Annotated in this window: 22 protein-coding genes and 1 riboswitch; of the genes, 20 read left to right on the top strand and 2 right to left on the bottom strand. The window is 45.5% G+C overall.

The annotated features are described in order from the left end of the window. Nucleotides 1-168 precede the first annotated feature (168 nt). The 10 genes from GC096_RS03325 (at nt 169) to ytfJ (ending at nt 8,994) form a co-directional block, all read left to right on the top strand. On the top strand, nt 169-1,353 hold the full coding sequence (locus tag GC096_RS03325; protein WP_171628866.1) for a hypothetical protein: 1,185 nt from the start codon (nt 169-171) through the stop codon (nt 1,351-1,353). Between the two features lie 166 nt (nt 1,354-1,519). Beyond that, a riboswitch (FMN riboswitch) is annotated at nt 1,520-1,700 on the top strand. Nucleotides 1,701-1,932: 232 nt separating this feature from the next. Continuing rightward, nucleotides 1,933-3,042 (top strand): bifunctional diaminohydroxyphosphoribosylaminopyrimidine deaminase/5-amino-6-(5-phosphoribosylamino)uracil reductase RibD, encoded by a 1,110-nt coding sequence (ribD, locus tag GC096_RS03320; protein WP_171628865.1) that lies wholly within the window; start codon nt 1,933-1,935, stop codon nt 3,040-3,042. 16 nt (nt 3,043-3,058) lie between these two features. Beyond that, nucleotides 3,059-3,736 (top strand): riboflavin synthase, encoded by a 678-nt coding sequence (gene ribE / locus GC096_RS03315; RefSeq protein ID WP_171628864.1) that lies wholly within the window; start codon nt 3,059-3,061, stop codon nt 3,734-3,736. A gap of 16 nt (nt 3,737-3,752) precedes the next feature. After that, nucleotides 3,753-4,982: a bifunctional 3,4-dihydroxy-2-butanone-4-phosphate synthase/GTP cyclohydrolase II gene (locus GC096_RS03310; RefSeq protein WP_171628863.1), complete on the top strand. Its 1,230-nt coding sequence runs from the start codon at nt 3,753-3,755 to the stop codon at nt 4,980-4,982. 61 nt (nt 4,983-5,043) lie between these two features. Beyond that, the gene (gene ribH / locus GC096_RS03305; protein WP_057312121.1) at nt 5,044-5,514 is read left to right on the top strand and encodes a 6,7-dimethyl-8-ribityllumazine synthase; all 471 of its coding nucleotides are present in this window, start codon (nt 5,044-5,046) and stop codon (nt 5,512-5,514) included. Then, nucleotides 5,514-6,155, top strand: a complete 642-nt coding sequence (locus GC096_RS03300; protein WP_171628862.1) for a site-2 protease family protein — start codon at nt 5,514-5,516, stop codon at nt 6,153-6,155. The genes ribH and GC096_RS03300 overlap by 1 nt, the downstream gene beginning before the upstream one ends. A 16-nt stretch (nt 6,156-6,171) precedes the next feature. Further along, the gene (locus GC096_RS03295) at nt 6,172-6,963 is read left to right on the top strand and encodes a segregation and condensation protein A (protein WP_171628861.1); all 792 of its coding nucleotides are present in this window, start codon (nt 6,172-6,174) and stop codon (nt 6,961-6,963) included. Continuing rightward, a complete protein-coding gene (scpB, locus tag GC096_RS03290) occupies nt 6,947-7,552 on the top strand; it encodes an SMC-Scp complex subunit ScpB (protein WP_056614519.1) in 606 nt (201 codons plus the stop codon). Before GC096_RS03295 ends, scpB begins: the two co-directional genes overlap by 17 nt. Nucleotides 7,553-7,678: 126 nt before the next feature. Further along, nucleotides 7,679-8,383, top strand: coding sequence for a DUF2953 domain-containing protein (locus tag GC096_RS03285; protein WP_216626013.1), 705 nt, complete (start codon nt 7,679-7,681; stop codon nt 8,381-8,383). A 128-nt stretch (nt 8,384-8,511) separates the two neighbouring features. Next, on the top strand, nt 8,512-8,994 hold the full coding sequence (ytfJ, locus tag GC096_RS03280; RefSeq protein ID WP_171628859.1) for a GerW family sporulation protein: 483 nt from the start codon (nt 8,512-8,514) through the stop codon (nt 8,992-8,994). Between the two features lie 53 nt (nt 8,995-9,047). On the opposite strand, the gene GC096_RS03275 is transcribed toward ytfJ, so the two are convergent. Beyond that, nucleotides 9,048-9,659, bottom strand: coding sequence for a TetR/AcrR family transcriptional regulator (locus GC096_RS03275; RefSeq protein ID WP_171628858.1), 612 nt, complete (start codon nt 9,657-9,659; stop codon nt 9,048-9,050). Between the two features lie 187 nt (nt 9,660-9,846). Between GC096_RS03275 and GC096_RS03270 the strand changes: the two genes are divergently transcribed. The 10 genes from GC096_RS03270 to GC096_RS03225 all read left to right on the top strand — a co-directional run bounded on the left by GC096_RS03270 (nt 9,847) and on the right by GC096_RS03225 (nt 20,276). Further along, nucleotides 9,847-10,605 (top strand): SDR family oxidoreductase, encoded by a 759-nt coding sequence (locus GC096_RS03270; protein WP_171628857.1) that lies wholly within the window; start codon nt 9,847-9,849, stop codon nt 10,603-10,605. Nucleotides 10,606-10,818: 213 nt separating this feature from the next. Beyond that, nucleotides 10,819-12,012, top strand: coding sequence for a D-alanyl-D-alanine carboxypeptidase family protein (locus GC096_RS03265; RefSeq protein ID WP_171628856.1), 1,194 nt, complete (start codon nt 10,819-10,821; stop codon nt 12,010-12,012). Nucleotides 12,013-12,051: 39 nt separating this feature from the next. Beyond that, nucleotides 12,052-12,651 (top strand): nucleoside recognition domain-containing protein, encoded by a 600-nt coding sequence (locus tag GC096_RS03260; protein ID WP_171628855.1) that lies wholly within the window; start codon nt 12,052-12,054, stop codon nt 12,649-12,651. Between the two features lie 6 nt (nt 12,652-12,657). Next, entirely contained in the window at nt 12,658-13,191 is a 534-nt protein-coding gene (locus GC096_RS03255) for a spore maturation protein (protein WP_171628854.1), read from the top strand. 122 nt (nt 13,192-13,313) lie between these two features. Next, a complete protein-coding gene (locus tag GC096_RS03250) occupies nt 13,314-14,060 on the top strand; it encodes a pseudouridine synthase (RefSeq protein WP_056614495.1) in 747 nt (248 codons plus the stop codon). Between the two features lie 83 nt (nt 14,061-14,143). Beyond that, a complete protein-coding gene (locus tag GC096_RS03245) occupies nt 14,144-14,677 on the top strand; it encodes a redoxin domain-containing protein (protein WP_171628853.1) in 534 nt (177 codons plus the stop codon). A 42-nt stretch (nt 14,678-14,719) separates the two neighbouring features. After that, nucleotides 14,720-16,381 carry a cytochrome c biogenesis protein ResB gene (gene resB, locus GC096_RS03240; protein WP_171628852.1) on the top strand — a complete coding sequence of 554 codons (1,662 nt, stop codon included), beginning with the start codon at nt 14,720-14,722 and terminating at the stop codon, nt 16,379-16,381. Further along, nucleotides 16,378-17,637 (top strand): cytochrome c biogenesis protein CcsA, encoded by a 1,260-nt coding sequence (ccsA, locus tag GC096_RS03235; protein WP_171628851.1) that lies wholly within the window; start codon nt 16,378-16,380, stop codon nt 17,635-17,637. Before resB ends, ccsA begins: the two co-directional genes overlap by 4 nt. 38 nt (nt 17,638-17,675) lie before the next feature. Then, the gene (locus GC096_RS03230) at nt 17,676-18,389 is read left to right on the top strand and encodes a response regulator transcription factor (RefSeq protein ID WP_057312096.1); all 714 of its coding nucleotides are present in this window, start codon (nt 17,676-17,678) and stop codon (nt 18,387-18,389) included. Then, nucleotides 18,390-20,276, top strand: a complete 1,887-nt coding sequence (locus tag GC096_RS03225; RefSeq protein WP_171628850.1) for a sensor histidine kinase — start codon at nt 18,390-18,392, stop codon at nt 20,274-20,276. 123 nt (nt 20,277-20,399) lie between these two features. Here GC096_RS03225 and serA read toward each other — a convergent pair whose 3' ends face one another. Continuing rightward, on the bottom strand, nt 20,400-21,980 hold the full coding sequence (serA, locus tag GC096_RS03220; protein WP_171628849.1) for a phosphoglycerate dehydrogenase: 1,581 nt from the start codon (nt 21,978-21,980) through the stop codon (nt 20,400-20,402). Nucleotides 21,981-22,015: the final 35 nt, after the last annotated feature.

Raw genomic sequence — 22,015 nt, 5'->3', positions numbered from 1 at the left:
TTGTAACTCAACAATGCTATTACCAAGCCCCAACTCCCCAGCAAATGCTCCAAAACAGATAAATCCAATCCAACTCATCAAAAGTTGTTATATCAAGTCAAGCAGAACCTATCTGAACGCGGATACGTCAAACTTAAAAAGGGAATACGTATGAAAGGTGATGTCGGATTGAAAAAGAAATGGTTACTGTATGTAGGAACAGGAATAGGGATGGTTATACTTTGTTTACTCACTTTGACAGGAAGAGAGAAGCCGACAGTCACTGTTCAAAGCCCGCAACATGTCTCGTTGATCTCTGATGTAGATGTAGCTAAAACGCCCTCAGAAACGGTGAGGCGGCCTTTGATGGAACAGCTTAGAATAGAGCTAAGCCATGTAACTGAACCTATTCCTGATATGACGGAATGGCTTCAAATACGAGTATCGCCATACGATTCTCAGAAAGTTGCCTTAGATGTCATCCAGTCTGATTTAGATCAAGATGGGGTTTCGAATGAATGGGTAACTGATCTAGTTGAGGATATTCGGGATGAGCAAACAGGTTTGGTACAGGAACGAAAGTCTTATGGGGTAATCATTGATTTTGAAAATAACCAGTACAATCTTCAATATTTGAATTTTTCATCTGCGCATAACGGCCGTGCAAAAGTCATGACCATCGCTGATCTTACAGGTGATAGCAAGCCGGAAATTGTTTGGGTATCCATGAATAGCGGCGCACACACCACTTTTTCTGAATATACCGTGTCTTCATGGGTAGGTAGAAAACTTGAAACATTCACGGGAACAGCTGTGTTAGCCAGTGAATCCAAAGCAGAAATTCGAGATAGGAAGCTTCAGGTGTCAGGTGGGCTAATCGGTTCTGTTGGAGCGGGAACGTGGCAGCAGGAATTCACGGAGACGTACGCGATTGTTGAAAATACACTCAAACGGACTGAGCGCGTCTATGCACAATCACCTACACCGTATCATCGATTGGTAAGTGGCATGTGGGCTGAGTCGCACGGATACAGGGAGCAGGCTTTACGTGATTATACGGAGGCCATCGAGATGCAAGCTACTTCTTATAAGGGTTATGCTTTTATTTTTGATGGAGAGTGGGTACAGGGGGGGATAAATTCCGATAAGGAAGCTGAGTTCGAACGCACGGTCAAACGATTCTCACAGCTGCGAAAGGAACTTTTAACAGAGGTGTCCAGAGGAGTTGACCCTCGAAACGCTTGCGTATCGGCCAAGGAGAAAGTTGGCTTCGACAAGGCTTGGTTGACGTATCTGAATGCACCCGCAGGCTATGCGAATCCTCATTGGGATGAAGGAACGATTTGCTCAGATATTGCGTTATTAGAACAGTGATTTCATAGTAAATTCAACAAGGATGAGTTCCAAATCCATTAATTCCGACAAGTTTTATCAGAAAAAATGAAAAAAGACCTTGCAATTTTCATGCGTGAGTGATAAATTTTTGTGTAATAAAGAAATTAGTAGCTAAGGTTTAGTTATTAATCTCTTTTATAGTATGCAAAACCTTCGGGGCGTGGTGAAATTCCACACCGGCGGTGATTCGTACTCATGTACGTGTACATGGTTGCGATCAGTCCGTGACCCGTTGTGAAGCTAGCGGTACCTGACAACAGCTTCGCTACGGTTGACCTGGTGGAACTCCGGGACCGACAGTATAGTCTGGATGGGAGAAGGAAAATGCGAATGTCATTTCGCTAGCATGCTTGTTCATTTTTTCACATTAACCTAAATTCGGCAGGTCTGTCCAAAAGGGCTACTTCGTCGGTATTGTTTGATTTGATCAAAAATGTGACGAGCGTAATAGCAGGAGTTTATTCGTGTTATCTAAACAATCTCTGGCCCCCATCCGTAAGCGGAAGGGGCTTTTTTGCATTAGAATCAAGGATTGAGTTAAGAAGGCGGTGATCATCCATGGAGCTGTTGAATGACGAAACCTATATGAGACTTGCGCTTCAGATGGCAGAGCGCGCACTTGGACAAACGGGAATCAATCCTGTAGTTGGCTGTGTTCTTGTCAAAGAGGGCCGCATTGTTGGCATGGGTGCACATTTGAAGCGCGGAGAGGGGCATGCAGAGGTCTTGGCCTTGCGTATGGCGGGCGAGGAAGCTAAGGGGAGTACAGCTTATGTGACCTTGGAGCCCTGCAGTCATCATGGCAAAACACCGCCATGCTGCGACCGCCTCATCGAAGCAGGTGTGACTCGTGTTGTCGTGGCTACCACGGATCCGAATCCGGTAGTTGCTGGGACGGGAATCGCCAAGCTGCGCGCGCATGGATTGGAAGTGAGCGTAGGCTTGCTAGGTGAAGAATCCGCGAAGCTGAACGAGGTTTTCAACAAATTCATCGTCTCGCGTATGCCTTTTGTGACGATGAAGACCGCGAGCACCCTCGACGGCCGCATCGCTTCCAAAACCGGCGACAGCAAGTGGATTACATCCGCGGAGTCGCGAGCTTTTGTTCATACCCTGCGCCATCGGCATCAGGGTATCCTCGTCGGCGTGCAGACCGTCATCGCCGACGACCCGCAGCTGAGCACGCGAGGCGACGTACCGGCTGTGCAGCCGGTACGCATCATCGCGGACTCGCAGCTACGAGTCCCGCTCGGCGCCCGCGTGCTCACCGAACAGGATCGTCAGCCGACGATCCTGCTCGCGAGCGCACAGGCGCCCGCAGAGCGCCGTGCCGCGCTGGAAGCGCGCGGCATCACGGTCCTCACCTGCGGGGACGGCCCGCAGGTGGACCTGACGCTCGCCATGCAGCAGCTTGGCGAGCGCGAGATCGGCTCCATCCTCCTCGAGGGTGGAGGCCGCTTGAACGGCGCCATGCTGGAGCGGCGCCTGATTGATAAGCTGGTGCTGATGTTTGCGCCGAAAATTATCGGCGGGGGCCAGGCAGCACCTGTGAACATCAACTTCGACGGCTACGCGAAGATGGATGATGCTATAACGCTCGACCGTTTATGTGTCGAGCAATTCGGGCCGGATGTTTGTATAACCGGTTATCCGTTGTATAAGAGCTAGAGAATGGAGGAGTGGCATGTTTACCGGCATTATTGAAGAAATCGGCCACATGCGCCGCATTCATAGTGGAGGGCAAGCCATGGTGCTGACCATTGGCGCCAAAAAAATACTGGAAGACGTCCATTTAGGGGACAGTATTGCCGTTAATGGTGTGTGTCTCACCGTCATTTCGTATGACAGTGATTCCTTCTCCGTTGATGTGATGCCTGAAACGTATCGGAAGACGAATCTAAGGAAGCTTCAATCGGGCACTCGTGTGAATTTGGAGCGGGCGATGGCGGCTAACGGCCGATTTGGCGGACATATTGTTCAAGGGCATGTGGATGCCACAGCAACGATCCTATCCCGTATAACGGAAGAGAATGCCGTTGTGTACCGGTTCGCACCGGAGAATCCGCATATATTCCGCTACATCATTCCAGGTGGTTCCATCACGATAGACGGGATTAGTTTGACGGTTGTAGATGTCACAGAAAGCGATGTTTCCGTTTCGATTATCCCGCATACACTTGCGCAAACGGTTCTCCATGACAAAAAAGCTGGAGATACAGTTAACATTGAATGTGATGTTCTTGGTAAATATATGGAACGACTGCTCAAATTCGGTCCTTCTGATACTTCTGCTCACGGAAACGGAGAGCCTAAGAAAAGTAAGCTGACCGCAAGCTTTTTAGCAGATAATGGCTTTATGTAAGTTAGGAGAGGTGTATATGACACAACCCATTCGGTTCAATACGATTGAAGAGGCTATTACGGATCTGAAATTAGGTAAAGTAATTATTGCCGTAGATGATGAGGATCGGGAAAATGAAGGCGACTTTATCGCCCTTGCGGATAAAACGACACCAGAAGTGATCAACTTCATGATTAAAGAAGGTCGTGGGCTTGTCTGCACACCGATTACCGAAGACAGAGCCAAAGAACTTGATCTGCCTCCAATGGTAGCGCGCAACACCGATTATCACGGTACAGCCTTCACGGTTTCTGTTGATCATACAGATACAAGTACAGGGATTTCAGCTCATGAGCGTTCCAGAACGATTCAAGGTTTAATCGATCCAACGACGAAACCGCAGGATTTCCGTAGACCAGGTCACATTTTTCCCCTGATTGCCAAAAAAGGTGGTGTACTTCGCAGAGCGGGCCATACGGAAGCAGCGATTGATCTAGCTATTCTTGCTGATTCGTATCCGGCTGGTGTTATTTGTGAAGTTATTAAAGAAGATGGTACTATGGCTAGAGTGCCTGATTTGATGGAAATTGCCGCGAAGCATGAGCTTTGTATCATTACCATCCAAGACCTTATTCAGTATCGCAATCAACAAGAAAAGTTGGTGAAGCGCGAGGTTGAAGTGGATCTGCCAACGGATTTCGGTACTTTCAAAGCGATTGCTTACACGAATCAATTAGATGACAAAGAACATGTAGCTTTAGTTAAAGGGATCATTGACCCTTCCAAGCCTACCTTAGTGCGTGTCCATTCCGAGTGTTTGACAGGTGATGTGTTCCACTCTCATCGTTGTGATTGTGGTCCGCAGCTCGATGCCGCACTAAAACAGATTGATGAAGAGGGCAATGGTGTATTATTATATATGCGACAGGAAGGTCGCGGTATCGGCTTAATCAATAAATTGAAGGCCTATGTCCTCCAAGAGCAGGGATTAGACACCGTAGAAGCGAATATTAAGCTTGGATTTGCTCCAGATCTTCGTGATTATGGCATTGGTGCACAAATTCTCAAAGATCTAGGCATCTCGAAACTTCGTTTGTTGACGAATAATCCGCGTAAAATCAAAGGCTTAGAAGGCTATGGTCTTGAAGTCGATGAGCGCGTTCCGATTCAGATGGAGAGCAAGAAAGATAACCTTAGTTATTTGCAAACCAAGCAACAGAAGCTTGGCCACATGCTTACTTTTATCGATGTAGGCAAGGGCATTTAATTTTTGTATATTAATCAAAATCACAAACAAATACGTTTCAACAGAAAAGGAGATTCTTACCATGGCTACGATTTATGAAGGACATTTAATTTCGCAAAATTTAAAATACGGGATCGTCGTTGGACGTTTCAATGAGTTTATTACTTCCAAACTACTAGGCGGTGCACAAGACGCGCTAAAGCGTCACGGTGTGGATGAAAGTGAAATTGATATCGCGTGGGTTCCAGGCGCATTTGAACTTCCTCTAATCGCGCAAAAAATGGCCGAAAGCGGCAAGTATGATGCTGTCATTACCTTAGGTGCTGTTATTCGTGGTTCAACGCCGCATTTTGATTATGTGTGCAGCGAAGTAGCCAAAGGTGTTTCGGCGATTAACTTGAAAACAGGTATTCCTACAATTTTCGGCGTATTAACAACAGATTCCATTGAGCAAGCCGTTGAACGCGCAGGTACGAAAGCAGGCAATAAAGGCTGGGAAGCTGCCGTAACTGCGATTGAAATGGCGAATTTGACGAAGCAATTCTCTTCCTAATGCTGGCTTATTACCATTTGGAAACACTGCTGCCGCGGCTGTTTGCTTTCCTAATTGCTATGACCCTACATGATACAGCGCATGCAGGGGTCGCTTGGCTGCTAGGAGATCGAACAGCTCGTGATGGCAAACGGTTTTCGCTTAACCCCTTGGCGCATCTTGACGTCTTGGGGTTGGCGATGATCGTCTTCGGGCCATATGGCTGGTCGAAGAAAATGCCGGTCGATCCTGACCGTTTTCCCAAGAATCGCAAATTATCGCATACCATTGTTTATCTAGCAGGACCTCTCGCGAATCTTGTACTCGTTTTATTTTTTTGGTGGTTATACTTTTATTTGCCTGCCCTTCTTGGCGCAGCTTCGGAATCGCTCGTCGTGGAACAATGGCGTGTGTATTTACAATATTGTGTTATCGTTAACTTAATGATAGGACTCATTCATTTGTTGCCGCTCTATCCGCTTGATGGATGGTATATAATGAGAGGGCTTGTTTCGACTCAGAAACAGCGATGGCTGGACAGACAACAGATCAAAGCACTTATTCTTGTAATCGTTTTAATGGTGACCCCAATTGGACAATGGGCGCTCAGCGGAATTTATCCATACGCCGTACAGGTAATCATGCATCTTTATTCACTATGACAAGGGGAAGAACGACATGAAGGTTACATATAAGTTGGAAGCATTTGAAGGCCCCCTTGATCTATTGCTTCATCTGATTGATAAAAATGAACTCGACATTTACAATATTCCGATCAAAGAAATTACAGATCAATACCTTGGGTATGTACAAGCGATGCAGGAACTGGAGTTAGATATAACGAGTGAATTTCTCGTTATGGCTGCTACTCTGCTCTCCATCAAAAGCAAAATGCTTCTACCTAAGCCGCCTGTCATTGAATTTGACGAATATTTTGATGATATGGATGATTCGTTAGACCCACGCGCTGAGCTCGTTGCTAAGCTAATTGAATATCGGAAATATAAATCGATTGCCGATATGCTTCGTGACAAAGAGGTGGAGCGCAGCCTCGTTTACACACGTGAACCTGAGGATTTAACACCATATCTGCCGGATCTTCATGAGAACCCGGTGGAAGGGTTAGATGTTGCTGATTTACTGATTGCTTTTCAGCGTACGTTGCGTAAGTTAGCAAACCGAAACGTAGTTGCACGGATCAGACGGGATGAGATCTCGGTAAAGGAACGGATTCGTGAAGTTGTTGATTTGCTTAAAATAAAGGGTGGTAAGCTGTTATTTTCCAAGCTATTCGATTATGAGATGACGCGGGAAGAAATCGTCGTTACCTTTCTAGCTATCCTTGAGTTGATGAAAATGAAGAAAATCACATGCTACCAAAATCAGCTTTTTGAAGATATCGTCATTCAAGCCAAAGAGGAGGGAACGGACCTTGACACTCAACTTCCAACAGATGAAATCGATTATTGAAGGACTTCTCTTCGCCTCTGGCGACGAAGGACTAGATCTCAAGCAACTTGCTGAGGTGATGGAACTTGATGCTTATGTAATTAAAGATCTACTGAAAGATATGCGAACAGATTTCAAACGTAAAGGGCGCGGCGTCCAAATTGTAGAGGTTGCTGGCGCCTACCAGCTCACTACATTGGCGGAGCATGCTCCGTATTTTGAAAGGCTTGCTTATACGCCATCACGTTCCTCGCTCTCGCAAGCTGCTCTTGAAACGTTATCCATCGTTGCCTATAAACAACCTATTACACGTGTTGAGATCGAAGAGATCCGCGGCGTGAAGTGTGATCGAGCACTTGCTACATTAACGGGTAAGGATTTGATTACGGAGGTCGGGCGTGCAGATGCCGTGGGTAGACCGATTTTATATGGTACGTCCAAACAATTCTTGGAGTATTTCGGTTTAAATTCGATCCAAGAATTACCTGACTCTGCTAATTTCCAAGGCAGTTTTGATTTGGAAGAAGAAACTCGGATGCTATTCGATCGCTTAAGCGGGGATCAGAAACAATTGACCTTGGACGATGTGAGTGACGAGCACTCCGAATAAGGTCATGTTAGGTTAAAGCTTATCCATACATGCATTTCATTTCCTTTTAGAGGTCATACTAACTCCACCTGCGAGAATTCATCTTGCGCGTGGAGTTTTTCGTTCATTTTGACTAAGGAGGCGTAAGTGTTGCTGTGGGTAGGGTTGGCCGTCTTGGTTGTCATCATTGCCATTATTGTTGTGCTATGCAGCTATATGCGCGGTGAGTTTTATTTCTCCCGGGTAAAAGATAATGATACGCTTTCCGTGGAGATGCGAGGGTTGTTCGGGCTCGTACGATACCGTTATGTCATTCCGATCATTCAGTTCAAAGGATTCACCCATGGGATATTAATTAAGTCAGAAAAAGTGACCCAACAAAGCGCCAAGCTGAAGGATGAAACGAGAGAACATATTACCAAGGATAAAGTCATCGCCTTTTACAAGGAAACGAAAGATGTCCTCGTGCATACGCTGAATTTATACGGTTGGATGAAGATGACCTTAGCTAAAGTAGAGTGCACAGAGCTGAAGTGGATTACTCGTGTAGGGCTTGGTGATGCTCCGGAAACGGCGATAACGACAGGAGCCATATGGGGGATCAAGTCATCGTTGCTTGGCTTTACAGTCCGGTATGTGAAGCTAATTGCGAAGCCGCGCATTGATGTGATACCGCAATATAATGAAAAGCAGTTTGCAACAGAGTTTCGTTTTGCCGGTCGAATCCGGGTATGGTTTGCTGTCACAGCTGGGATACGGTTGTTATACCGTGCTGCTAAAATCAAAGGAGGCATTCGCACTTGGGTCCAGTACGCATTGAAGGCGAGAGCTAGATTCAAACCTGCTTCGTGAGTTTTACATAACGCCTTGCTAGGAAGGGCATTCTAGAACTGAACCATGATAGTTCTTATGAGCTCTTGATGCTTGAGCTTTGGATGCCAGAAACGTATGGTGAAAAAACGCTAAGGAGGAATATGAAGATGTCCGAACACCCGATTCAAGGCCTCATGAAAGTCGCCATGGAAAATATAAAAGAGATGGTCGACGTAAACACAATTGTCGGTGACCCGGTTGAAACGCCAGACGGTAGTGTCATTATGCCGATCTCCAAAGTCGGATTTGGTTTCGCGGCTGGCGGTAGTGAGTTTGTGACAGACTCCGAAATTGAAATCGAAGGCGGAATGAACCGTGGCGATTCACTTAATGCCAAAGTTGCTCTCCCCTTCGGTGGTGGTAGCGGCGGCGGGGTATCCATTACACCAATTGCTTTCCTGGTTGTTGGTAAGAATGGCGTAAAGGTCGTGCCGTTAGACAATCAAACGCATATTCTGGAGCGTCTCATCGATTCTGCGCCGCAGGTCGTTGATAAGATTCAGAGTATGATCAAAGGTATGTCAGCGAAGCCACCAGTTGCTGCTTCAACCAATGTTACTAACGTCGAGAATCAGAATTTTATTGTGTAGCCTCTTGTCATTATGAGCTGTCCTTTGAGGACAGCTTTTTCTATGTGGATTCCTTAGTCGTGAGTGCTTCTCACGACCGTTTTAGCAGAGGTGGGACGCCAGTTAATCATTTTGATTAGTTGATCCTGCATGTAAGAAGGTGAATATTTGAATTCACTTTCAATCCAATGAAAAATAAGGCCAAGCAATGCATGAATAGAGTAAATGCTCAGCAGTTCTTGATCTATTTCGTTGTCTTGATCAGGGTAGAATAATTCTTCTTGTGTGATTTTTTTTAGGGCATTAAACATCTTTTCTTTCAGTTTGGGAAGTACTTCACTTTTCATTAGCGTGGTATAAATGGAGGAATTTTGATAAAAATGATCAAATATCATAACTGATTTAGCAGGCAGTTCTTGAATACGAAATACCTCAACATGTTCATATGGCGCACGGAAAGATTGAAGTAATTGATCCGTTAATTGGGAAATGATATCGTCAAGCAAATCTTCTTTACTTTCGTAGTTGGCATAGAATGTCCCTCGATTATAGTTGGCGAATTCTACAATTTCAGTAATCGAAATGGAAGTAAAGGGCTTTTGTGACATTAGTGCCAGCAGGGATTCTCGTAGAGCGATTTTACTTCGAACGATTCTGCGATCCGTTTTTTTAGTGATTTCTGACATTCATGTTCATTCCTTTTTTGGCGTTAGTGAACAAAATCAATCCTTTTGTACGTTAGCTAACAAACGAGCGTTTTTTACTGATTGTATCACTTCTGATACTCTATTATACTCCAAGTGAAAGAAGTTCTATAGGCACAATTCAGTGAGATATTCGCACAAAAATACATGACATTTGGAGGAATTACACATGAAGCTTTCTGGAAAAGTGGCTATCGTTACAGGGGCAGCGTCAGGTATGGGGAAAGCAATCGCAGAGTTGTTCGCAGCTGAAGGAGCTAAGGTTATCGTTTCGGATCTTCGGGTTGAAGCGGCGCAAACGGTTGTTGCTGGCATTGAAGCAAAAGGTGGTACAGCCATTGCTGTTGCAGCGAATGTTGCGAATGAAGAAGATGTTGCACAAATGATTGATACGGCTGTGAAAGAATACGGTACCGTTGATATTCTCATAAATAACGCTGGAATTATGGATAACTTTGTCCCTGCTGGAGACCTTACGGACGAGCTGTGGGAGCGAGTTTTCGCTATTAACACAACAGGTGTCATGCGGACAACACGGAAAGTTCTTCCGATTTTTACAGAGAGAAAAAGCGGAGTCATCGTAAACATTGCGTCTGCAGGCGGACTAAATGGATCCAGAGCGGGTGCAGCATATACGGCATCTAAACATGCGGTAGTTGGATTCACGAAAAACGTTGGGTTTCAATACGCGAATCTTGGTATCCGATGTAATGCCATCGCGCCTGGCGGTGTGAGCACAAACATCGGTACAACGATTAATGCACCAAATCCTTTTGGAATGGAAAGAGCAATGGTTGGGATGGGGTTAAATCCACGAGCAGGTGAGCCAGAGGAAATTGCGAAGGTTGCTTTGTTCTTGGCTTCCGACGATGCGAGCTTTGTTAACGGGACAGTAGTTACAGCGGATGCGGGCTGGACAGCATACTGATTGCGAACTAAATAAAATAGGTAAGACATAAACGACAAGTTGCTTTATTGAAGGCTGATCCTTAAGTAGATTTTCTACTTCTGGACGGCCTTTTTGTTTTGGGGAGTTTTCAGGACATATCCCTCGTCCACTCGCATATACTTGTACAAAGTTTCAACAGTGGATTCGATCAAAAGTGTACAAGTTCGCTCGTGTAGGAGGATAACCCAACCAATGAAAACCAAAAGCCAGTTCATCATCATTTGCTGTGCCTTGATTGGATTGTTAATTGCGCCATGGACCTATGTAGAAGCCGCGCCGCCAAGCATTCATACGAATGCGGTCGGTGCTTCGCTTGTTGATGTGGAGTCAGGACGTGTGCTTTATAGCGAAAAAGGGGACACGCCTATGCGTATAGCTAGCTTGACCAAAATTATGACGGCGATCATTGCAATTGAACAAGGCAACCTCACCAGCATGGTCAAAGTCAGCAAGAATGCTTTCGGCAAAGAAGGGTCTTCCATCTACTTAAAGCTTGGAGAAGAAATGCGACTGCACGACATGCTCTATGGTCTCATGATGCGCTCCGGTAATGACGCCGCGACAGCGATCGCTGAACATATCGGGGGAAGCGTAGAAGGATTCGTCTATTTGATGAACGAGAAAGCGAAAATGTTGGGGATGGATCATTCCCATTTCACGAATCCATCCGGGCTGGACGAAGGTGAAGGTCATCGCTCAAGTCCGAATGATATGGCTAAGCTCACCGCATATGCGCTCAAGAATAGTGTATTTGCAGACATTGTATCTACAAAACTCAAAAAAGTGCCCAATCCAAATGAAGCATGGGATTATTCTTGGCTCAACAAAAATAAGATGCTTTCCATGTTCGAAGGTGCAGATGGGGTCAAAACAGGTTATACCAAGCTCGCAAAGCGCTGCTTAGTATCATCGGCTACAAGGAACGGCCAGCAACTGGTCGTTGTGACCTTGAATGATGGTGATGATTGGGCGGATCACGCGAAGCTGCTCCAATATGGCTTCAATAATTTCCCGCTGCAGACACTGGTGAAGAAAGGCGATGCAATCGAAGGTACTCCTTGGGTAGCAAGCCGAACGTTCAAGTACCCGCTCGCAGAAGGTGAATACGCACGTTTAACACACCAAGTTAGCTTGGTAGATCCGATGGCGACGGAGTATCGGTTAGCTGAACGCGGTGCACTGCGAATATCATTAAACAATAATCTGATACAAACGATACCGATCTATGATCCAGCAAATCCATTGATGCAAGTGCCGGAGAAAGCAACATTCTCCTATCAATCGAGCAGTCCATATAAAGAGACTTTGCTGACAAAGTATAGTTATATCTGCAGAATGCTAGTACAGGGGCTATTTAATATTTCGGGCTCCATATGGGCGGATTAATGTCAAAGACGTAAGCCAAGTTGTAAGGAGTGCTGACCTATGGTGAATTGGATATGGCTATTTTTTATCGTCGTTGGTTTCCTCGTCGCAGCTATCAATGGCGATGTAGAATCCGTTACACAAGCTGCATTTGATGGGGCGAAGAATGGTGTTACCGTATGCTTCGGATTAATTAGTGTGCTGGTATTCTGGATGGGCATGATGCGTATTGCAGAAGATGCAGGTATTTTGCACAAGTTGGCAAAACTTCTTCAGCCTGTCGTACGTTTCCTTTTTCCAAGTGTTCCAAAGAATCATCCCGCGCTTGGTTATATCATGTCGAACATGAGTGCTAATATCCTTGGTTTAGGTAATGCAGCCACCCCGATGGGGATTAAAGCAATGCAGGAGCTTCAAAAGCTAAATCCTAACAAAGATGAAGCAAGTACAGCCATGTCCACACTGCTTGCGCTCAATACATCAAGTATCACTTTAATCCCGACAACACTTATCGCAATAAGAATGAATTTTAATTCGATGAATCCGGCAGAAATCGTAGGTACAACACTCATTGCGACGATCATCTCCACAACAGTGGCCATATTCGTGGATAGATGGTATCGCAGATCGCGCTCACCTATCCCTCCGCTGAAAGGATGAACAGGCATGTACGCACTCGTTTCACTTATTTCGGCATGGGCAATCCCAATCATGATTGTGTTCATTCCCCTTTACGCTGCGTATCGCAAGGTTCCTGTCTATGAGTCATTTGTAGAGGGTGCCAAAGATGGCTTCGACACGGCGATCAAAATTATTCCCCACCTTGTCGGGATGATGGTCGCGATTTCCGTATTTCGTGCATCTGGTGCGATGGACTTGATGATAGGCTGGATGCGGCCATTTTTCGAAAGTATTGGTGTGCCTACAGAAGTGCTCCCTTTAGCCATTCTAAGGCCTATCACAGGAGCGGGTTCCTTAGCTTTTACCACGGATTTGATCGAGCAGTTTGGTCCGGATTCCATGATTGGGCGGATTGCCTCGACGGTACAAGGGAGTACGGATACAACTTTATATGTGATAACCGTCTATTTTGGCGCGATAGGGATTCGAAAGGCTGGATATGCGCTCAAAGTAGGATTAATTTCAGATGCTGTTGGCTTTATCGCTTCTCTTGTTATTTGTTATGTCGTGTTTTCATAAATGACAAGCACGCAATGGCACTTGAATAGCCATCATTCTGTCACCTTCTGTCAGTTATTGTGGGTTGCCGCTTGAGATTTGTGGTTAAGTCCGTTATCATTAGCTTGAGGTGAAAGCGGATAATGGAAAGACTGCAAAAGGTATTAGCCGAAGCTGGGATCGCATCCCGCCGGAAATGTGAAGAAATCATTACAGCGGGACGCGTGCAAGTGAACGGTGAAGTCGTCACGACGCTGGGTGTGAAAGTGAATACAGCTGAAGATGAAATTAGGGTTGATGGACGTGCGATAGGTCAACAGAAGAAGATCTATGTCATTTTAAATAAGCCCAAAGGTGTTATAACGAGTGCAACGGATCCCGAAGGACGTAAGGTTGTCACTGATTTCTTGCCAGGGATCAGAGAGCGTGTATATCCGGTCGGTCGACTGGATTACGATACGGAAGGCCTGCTCATTCTAACGAATGATGGAGAGTTTGCACATTTGCTTACACATCCGAAGCATCATGTACCGAAGACATACCAAGCAACTGTCAAAGGAGTGCCACACGGCACGTTATTAGATAAGCTCAAAATGGGCATACAGTTAGAAGATGGTATGACTGCGCCTGCTGAAGTCGAGTACGCAGATGTGAATATGGAGAAGAATGAGTCCGTCATTCAGATCACGATCTATGAAGGAAGAAACCGCCAAGTCAGACGGATGTTTGAGGCGATTTCGTTCCCGGTAATCAAATTAAAGCGGATTAAATTCGGTCCCATCTTCTTAACAGGCCTGGCAAGAGCGAAGTATCGCCACTTGACGCCCAAAGAGGTTGAAGAGCTTAGGAACGAAGCTCTAAGGACACATAACGTTCAAAAAGGCCAATAAGAATTGGCCTTCTTTTCGTTATAATAAGGGTATAAATCGATATACCAAAACTAACATTGTCGACAAAGCGAAGGTGATTAACATTGGGTCGTAATAAGAAGTGGGTACAGATTGGGATCTTTGCAATCGTGCTCATTATTGGTGTGTTTACGATTATTACAAATTTGTCTGCTTCAGCAAGCAAGAAGTACCCGCAGCAAGGGGAGAAAGCAACTAACTTCTCCTTGGTTGGATTAGATGGTCAAACGCACGAGCTCTCTGATTACAAAGGGAAGGTTGTGCTTGTGAATTTCTGGGGTACATTTTGTCCACCATGTAAAGAAGAAATGCCTGATCTTCAGAAGCAATATGATAAGTGGAAGAGCCAAGGTGTCGTTTTCTTAGAAGTGAATGTGGACAAGAATAAAGTAACGGTTCAGGGCTTCATGGAGCAATACAAATTAAATATGCCAGTACTGTTGGATGCCAATGAAGTTGTTCGTAAATTATATGGCGTTATGGACTATCCAACAACCTTTTTCATCGGGGCAGATGGCAAAATTGCTGTGAAAAAAATTGGCCAAATGGAAGAGTCATTTATCGATGAGACGATTTCTAGCTTGGTCACTAAATCGTAATTGATAAGTCGTACGCATGTTCAACGTTTTTAGGAGGTCATCATGTTCTACAATACCAAATGCGATTGCGGACATCAGAACCCCACAGGGACTACGCTGTGTGAATCCTGTGGGAATCCGCTGATCGATATCGATGGCAGAGACATACTGGAAATGCGCTATGATGGGATGGCCAGACGTTCTCAGAAATCAAATCCTTCTCTGCTCGATAAAGTCTGGAATTTCTTCTCCTCAGTGAAAATAGCCGTATGGATCATTTTCATTACATTACTCGCTTCAGCTGTTGGAACGATATTTCCGCAAGAGAATACCTTTCTAGACATGGATCCATCTGAATATTACAGCGAAAACTATGGGCAACTAGGAAATATTTATCATGCTCTTGGCTTTTCTCATACCTTCAGCTCATGGTGGTTCATCACGTTGCTATTCATGATTGGTACTTCGCTTGTCATTTGCAGTTTGGATCGTGTACTTCCCCTTTATAGGGCGTTGTCCAAGCAGCAAATTCGCAAACATATCAATTTTTTGACTAGGCAAAATGTCACACTTGTTACAGATTTGCCTGCGGGAACGGATGAAATCGCTTGGACGAACAAGCTGGGCACGCTTTTGCGTAAAAAGAATTACCGTATACATACCGATGGCTCTGCACTGCTTGCTGAGAAATATCGCTTTAGCCGCTGGGGGCCCTATATCAATCATATTGGACTCATTATCTTCTTAATCGGTGTGCTCATGCGCGGGATTCCCGGCTGGCATATGGATCAATACATGAGCATCCTTGAAGGTGAAACCAAGCCCATCCCGCATACGTCGTATTACATCAAGAATGAGAAATTTACACTCACGTTGTACGATGAACAAGAGCTTCCTGAAAGCATCAAAGCCAAAGGTCAGATTGTTCCGAAGACGTATGAAACGCAAGCTGTCTTGTATCATTGTACCGCGAATTGCGGGGATGGGGCAGAAGCGCCCGTTCTGGAGGAAGTTCACAAGGCCAATATCATTGTGAATCATCCATTGGATTACAAGGGTTTGCAAGCGTATCAATTTGATTACAAAGCAACACCACTGCTGATCTCGGTGAAGCCTACATTAAGCAATCCTACTACGGGTGAGACTTATGGCAGCTTTGATCTACCTATGAATAATCCTAAAGAATCTTATCAAGTAGGTGCATATACCCTTACGTTGAAAGGTTTCTTCCCTGAGTTTGGCATCGAGAAGGGTCAACCGATTTCCAAATCGAATGAGCCGAAGGCACCAGCTTTTATTTTTAGCATAACGGGACCGGGGCTAGCTGAAAAAGGGGAACCTTATCTGTATTTCCCGAGACAAATCGATAAGGAAACGTTCTCGCAAGATACCATTAACGGTGCGATTAGCCAGAAGCTGAAGATTGCGGTTGGCTCCATGGAAGGCGTTCAATTTGCCAATTATACGACATACTTGAACATTCGAGTGGATAAAGCTATGCCATACATCTGGGTTGGCTCTGCAATCTTTATGATCGGTGTCATTATGGGCTTCTATTGGCAGCATCGACGCATTTGGATTCGAATTGATGGGGGCAAGTTGACGCTCGGCGGCCATACGAACAAGAACTGGTTTGGACTTCGCAATGAAGTCGCCGCAGCGCTGAATAAGAATGATCTAGACGTATTACCGAAAACATTAGCAAATGGAGGAAACCAGGGGTGAATGTAAACTCTGTTAGCAGTACCTTTCTACTCATCGCTTTTTTTGTATATTTGCTCGCATTCTTCCTGTTTGTTCTATCGATTACGGGTAAAAGGTGGAGCAACCGGAAGCCGGAAGACCATACGAGGCAATGGGGGTTCGTTGCTTTTATTACATCGGTTGTCGGGTTTGCTTGTCATGTGACATTCTTCTTCACACGATGGGCTGAAGGGGATCATATCCCTACTTCCAATATGTATGAATTTATGACGTTCTTAGGGATGATGATCATGTGTGCCTTCTTGATCGTATATCTCATTTATCGAACTCCGGTACTTGGCGTCTTCGCACTACCGATTGGCTTTATCATCATTGCCTATGCTTCCGTTTTCCCAAGTGAAGTACAACCATTGATTCCTGCGTTGCAGAGTTACTGGTTGAAGATTCACGTAACAACTGCGGCTACCGGAGAAGCTTTCTTTGCCGTTGGTTTTGCCGGTGGATTAATGTATCTGCTTCGATCCGTTGACTATACAGGGACGACGAAGACTGATAAGAAGGAACAAAGAGGTGTTGAGCTTACCTTATTCTTTATTCTTATGCTCGTTGCATTTATTGCCTCGATTTTTACATTCAATGGATCAGGCTACAAAGCTGTATTCTCCAAAGATGTGATTGTTACGAATGCACAAGGTGTACAGGAAACCAACCATACAACAGAAACTTATGTATTGCCTCCAATTGTGCAGCCATATGAAATGAACGTCGTAGAGATGAAGTCATTCCTTGGCATGTCTGAACCCTTATTTACAGCGCCATCCTGGATGGAAGGGGCTAGTGCAGGTCGTAAATTAAACACCGTCATTTGGTCCATTCTTGGTGGTCTCATTCTATATTGGTTAGCACGCCTAGTGGCTCGTAAACCATTGGGAGCAGCGATTGGTCCGATCGTGAAAGGAATGGATGCGGAAGATCTGGATGAAATCAGTTATCGCGCAATTGCGATTGGCTATCCGATCTTTACCCTGGGGGCGCTCATCTTCGCCATGATTTGGGCTCAGGAAGCATGGGGTCGTTTCTGGGGATGGGATCCGAAGGAAGTATGGGCATTGATAACTTGGTTATTCTATGCAGTATTCCTTCATCTACGCCTTTCAAAAGGTTGGCAAGGTAAGAAATCCGCTTGGTTAACCGTAATTGGATTTATCGTCGTTATGTTTACATTAGTAGGTGTGAACTTAGTTATAGCAGGACTGCATTCCTATGCAGGTGTTTAAAAACTAGTACGTACATGAATAGAGGATGTGACGCTAAAATGGAATTGAAGCCAAGTATACTCGTTGTTGATGATGAAGAACGTATTCGCCGATTGCTCCGCATGTATTTAGAGAAGGAAGGTTATTTGATTGAAGAAGCGGAAGACGGTGAATCCGCTTTGCGGATGGCTACCGAAACCGACTTCGATCTAATCTTGCTTGATGTGATGCTGCCTGGCATCGATGGCATTGAAGTCTGTGCACGCCTTCGTCAAGTGAAGTCCACACCAGTCATCATGTTGACAGCGAAGGGTGAAGAGACGAATCGTGTGAGTGGATTTGAAGTGGGTGCGGACGACTATGTCGTCAAACCGTTCTCACCGCGTGAAGTGATCTACCGTGTGAAAGCGATCCTTCGTCGCTCCTCAGCGACTGCGTATTTATCCAAAGATGCAAGTTCAAGTAATAATATCGTATTCCCGAACTTGATTATTGAGCATGACGCACATCGTGTGACAGCTGGTGGTCAAGAAGTTGCCCTCACGCCGAAGGAATATGAATTGCTGCATTACTTGGCTGTTTCACCAGATAAAGTTTTCTCTCGTGAAGAGCTGCTCAAGGATGTATGGAACTACGAGTTTTTCGGTGATTTACGGACCGTTGATACGCATGTAAAGCGACTTCGTGAGAAATTAAACAAAGTATCCCCGGATGCTGCAGCGATGATTACGACAGTATGGGGTGTAGGCTACAAGCTAGAGGTGCCGAAATAAGTGTTTATTTTCAGAAGTGTCGTAGGTAAGCTGTGGTTAACAATTATAGGCCTAGTTGGGGTTGTCTTGCTCATACTGGGCTTTTTTCTTGTCAATTATATGGAAAATTATTTCGCGGAAGCAACGGATCAGCGCGATAATATGAAAGAAGTGGCACTCAAGTTTTCGGAAGAAGCAACGACGCACATGTACAACGAGCAATTCTATCAATTAAGTAATGAGCTGCTTAGCTTTCAGGATTCAAGAATGCTTGTGATTTCTACGGATATGAAGGAAATGGCCATCCCGCGAACCACCGGGAGTCAGTTAGTCGAATTCCATGTTTCTGATTTCTATACCGCTGAAGAACTGAAGCCTGTGTTTGCCGGCCAAACAATCGATAAGCAAATAAATAGCTCGCGCACAGGCCGCTTTGAGGCAGGAACGGAATACCTTGTTGTGGCAGTTCCACTTTTCAATTTGGAGGGGAGCATTGTAGGGGCGACATTGCTGTATCAATCCCTTCAGTCGTTAGAAGCCACGCAATCGTATATGTTAAGATTGTTTGTTTATGTGTCCATTGTTGGTTTTCTCATGACGACCTTCTTCGCTTTCTTCCTGTTCTCACAAATTACGAGACCGCTGCAGCAATTGAAGAAAGCAGCAGATTTTATTACACATGGGGAATATGGTACGCGTGTCCCGATTCTTTCCAAAGATGAGATTGGTGAACTTGCCAAAACGTTTAACCACATGGGTGAAAAAGTGCAGGAAAGTATTCATGCCCTTAGTCAAGAGAAAGAACATTTATCGAGTATTCTACGAAGCATGACCGATGCAGTGATCACCCTGGATGTGAATGGTTCTGTCATGCTAAGCAACCCGCAAGGGGAGAAAATCGTAGAAGAGTGGAGCACCATTGAGTGGTCTGATGATGAGGGAGAGCCAAGACGTTTCCCAAAACCGGATACTGCACTCGGTGATTGGGGCCTCATGAGCTTCAGCAATCCAAACTCGATGCCAATCCCAGTACCGTTGATTCCGCTCTTTGAAGCGGTTGTCGATGAGTCAGCAGAGGCCGCTACAAAGCTTCATGTACAAAATGGCGTATGGTCCGTGGCGATGACGCCACTCTACTCCAGGGATCAAGTGCGCGGCGCTGTGGCCGTTCTCCGTGATGTGACGGAGGAGGAACGTCTCGATAAGCTGCGCAAGGACTTCGTGGCGAACGTCTCGCATGAGCTGCGTACGCCGATCTCTATGCTGCAGGGCTACAGTGAAGCCCTGCTGGACGATATTCCCTCCACGCCAGAGGAGCGCGTGGAGCTGGTGCAAGTGATTCACGACGAGTCGCTCCGCATGGGGCGCCTCGTCCGTGATCTGCTCGATCTGGCGCGGATGGAAGCCGGCCATCTCGAGCTTTCATTCAGGGAGGTCGAAATCGACTCCCTGGTGCGGCGCATGCACCGCAAATTCGCGGTGCTGGCCAAAGAGCGCGGCATCGCGCTAAGCGTGACGCTGCCGGAAGAGCCGCTCATCCTGCAGCGTGCGGATGAGGATCGCTTGGAGCAGGTGCTGACGAACCTGCTCGACAATGCTTTCCGCCACACGCCTGCAGGGGCGCGTATCGCCTTGAAGGCGGAGGCGTGCCTCTCCAAGGATCGGCCCGCGATCCGGATCGAGATCGCCGACGAGGGGCAGGGGATACCTGCCGAGGATCTGCCGTTCATCTTTGAGCGCTTCTACAAGGCGGACAAAGCGCGTACGCGTGGATCTTCTGGGGGGACTGGACTTGGCCTTGCGATCGTCAAGAACATCATTGATTCCCATCATGGGACTGTCACAGTACAAAGTACATGGGGGCAAGGAAGCTCATTTACGATCTGCTTACCTTGCGAACACAAATAAACAGAAAATTGTGCGAATTTCGACACAAAGAAAAAGGCGTTTGCTGAGTTAACACTCGGCAAACGCCTTTATTTGTAGAATATTCAGATAAAATCTTGTTGTTCGTGAAACAATTTGTGCTTATTACAGTGTTAGTGCGCGAACATTTACGATTTCATCTAGTTTGGTAAGTTCAGCCAATACTTCAGCAGGGGCAGTTTTATCAATGGTCAGTACCATAATTGCGGATCCGCCAATTACTTTACGACCAACTTGCATTGTCGCAATGTTGACTTGATTGCTTCCGAGAAGTGTACCAACGCGTCCGATAATACCTGGTTTATCGTTGTGGGAAATTAACAACAAGTTACCTTCAGCTGCGAAGTCGACTGGATACTGATCGATACGCACGATGCGCTCGCCAAAGCCAGCAAGTAATGTTCCAGCAAGTGTTTTTTCCTCTTGTTTCGTTTTGACCGTCACTGTAACGAGGTTAGTGAAGCTATTTGATGCATTTGACGTTTGAACGACGATGTTAACACCGCGTGATTTAGCCAGATGCATAGCGTTAATAATGTTGATGGATTCCAATTGATTTTGGAAAATCCCTTTTACAATGTAACGTGTTAATGGGCTTGTATCTACATCCATTAAGTCGCCAGCATAGTTAATTACAATTTCAGATACAGCGCCTTGAGCGATTTGTCCAAGGACAGAACCGATTTTTTCACCAAGACTGAAGTATGGTTGAAGTTTGTTTAATACATCCGCTGGTACAGGAGGCATATTGACAGCATTCTTAAATGGTTCATTACGAAGAATATGAAGAACTTCCTCAGATACGTCGATGGCTACGTTTTCTTGTGCTTCGATTGTCGATGCGCCAAGATGAGGCGTTACAATCACTTTAGGATTCGTTAGGAAAGGGTGATCCTTTGATGGCGGCTCGACTTCGAATACGTCGAAAGCTGCACCAGCAACGATACCTTGATCAATCGCTTCAACCAAAGCTAGCTCATCAATAATACCGCCGCGGGCACAGTTGATGATACGAATACCTGGTTTCATTAACTCAAATTGTGGTTTCGCGATCAAGTGACGCGTTTCCGGTGTAAGTGGCGTATGAACTGTAATGAAATCTGCCTGTGCCGCAATTTCGTTAACTGAACCGAGCTTAACACCCATTTTCTCAGCACGCTCTTCAGTCAAGAATGGATCATAACCGATAACTTCCATACCAAATACTTTCGCGCGTTTCGCAACTTCACTACCGATACGTCCCATACCGAGAATACCTAGTGTTTTGTTGCGAAGCTCAACGCCGATGAATTTACGATCCCATTCGCCGCCAACTGTTTTCTTGTACGCTTGTGGAATCATACGAGCTGTTGCCATCATCATGGCGAAAGTTAGCTCACAAGTAGCAATCGTGTTTCCGTCAGGTGCATTGATAACGATAATCCCGCGTTTTGTTGCTGCTTCCAAATCAATATTGTCGACACCAACACCTGCGCGGCCAATTACTTTAAGTTTTGTACCAGCATTCATGATTTTCTCTGTTACTTTTGTCTGGCTACGAACTAAGAGGGCATCGTACTCACCAATAATAGCAATGAGTTCGTCTTCAGATAGACCAGATTGCTTAACCACTTCAACATCAGCTGCATCATAAAGCATTTGAATTCCCATGTCACTAATTGGATCGGATACTAGAACTTTGTACATAATTCGGTTCCTCCTTAGATTTGAACATAAAAAAA

Source organism: Paenibacillus plantarum (genome assembly GCF_013141695.1).
In the GTDB taxonomy this organism is placed as follows: domain Bacteria; phylum Bacillota; class Bacilli; order Paenibacillales; family NBRC-103111; genus Paenibacillus_E; species Paenibacillus_E plantarum.
Note: the sequence above shows the minus strand (reverse complement) of the source record. Positions and strands in the feature narration are given on the sequence as shown.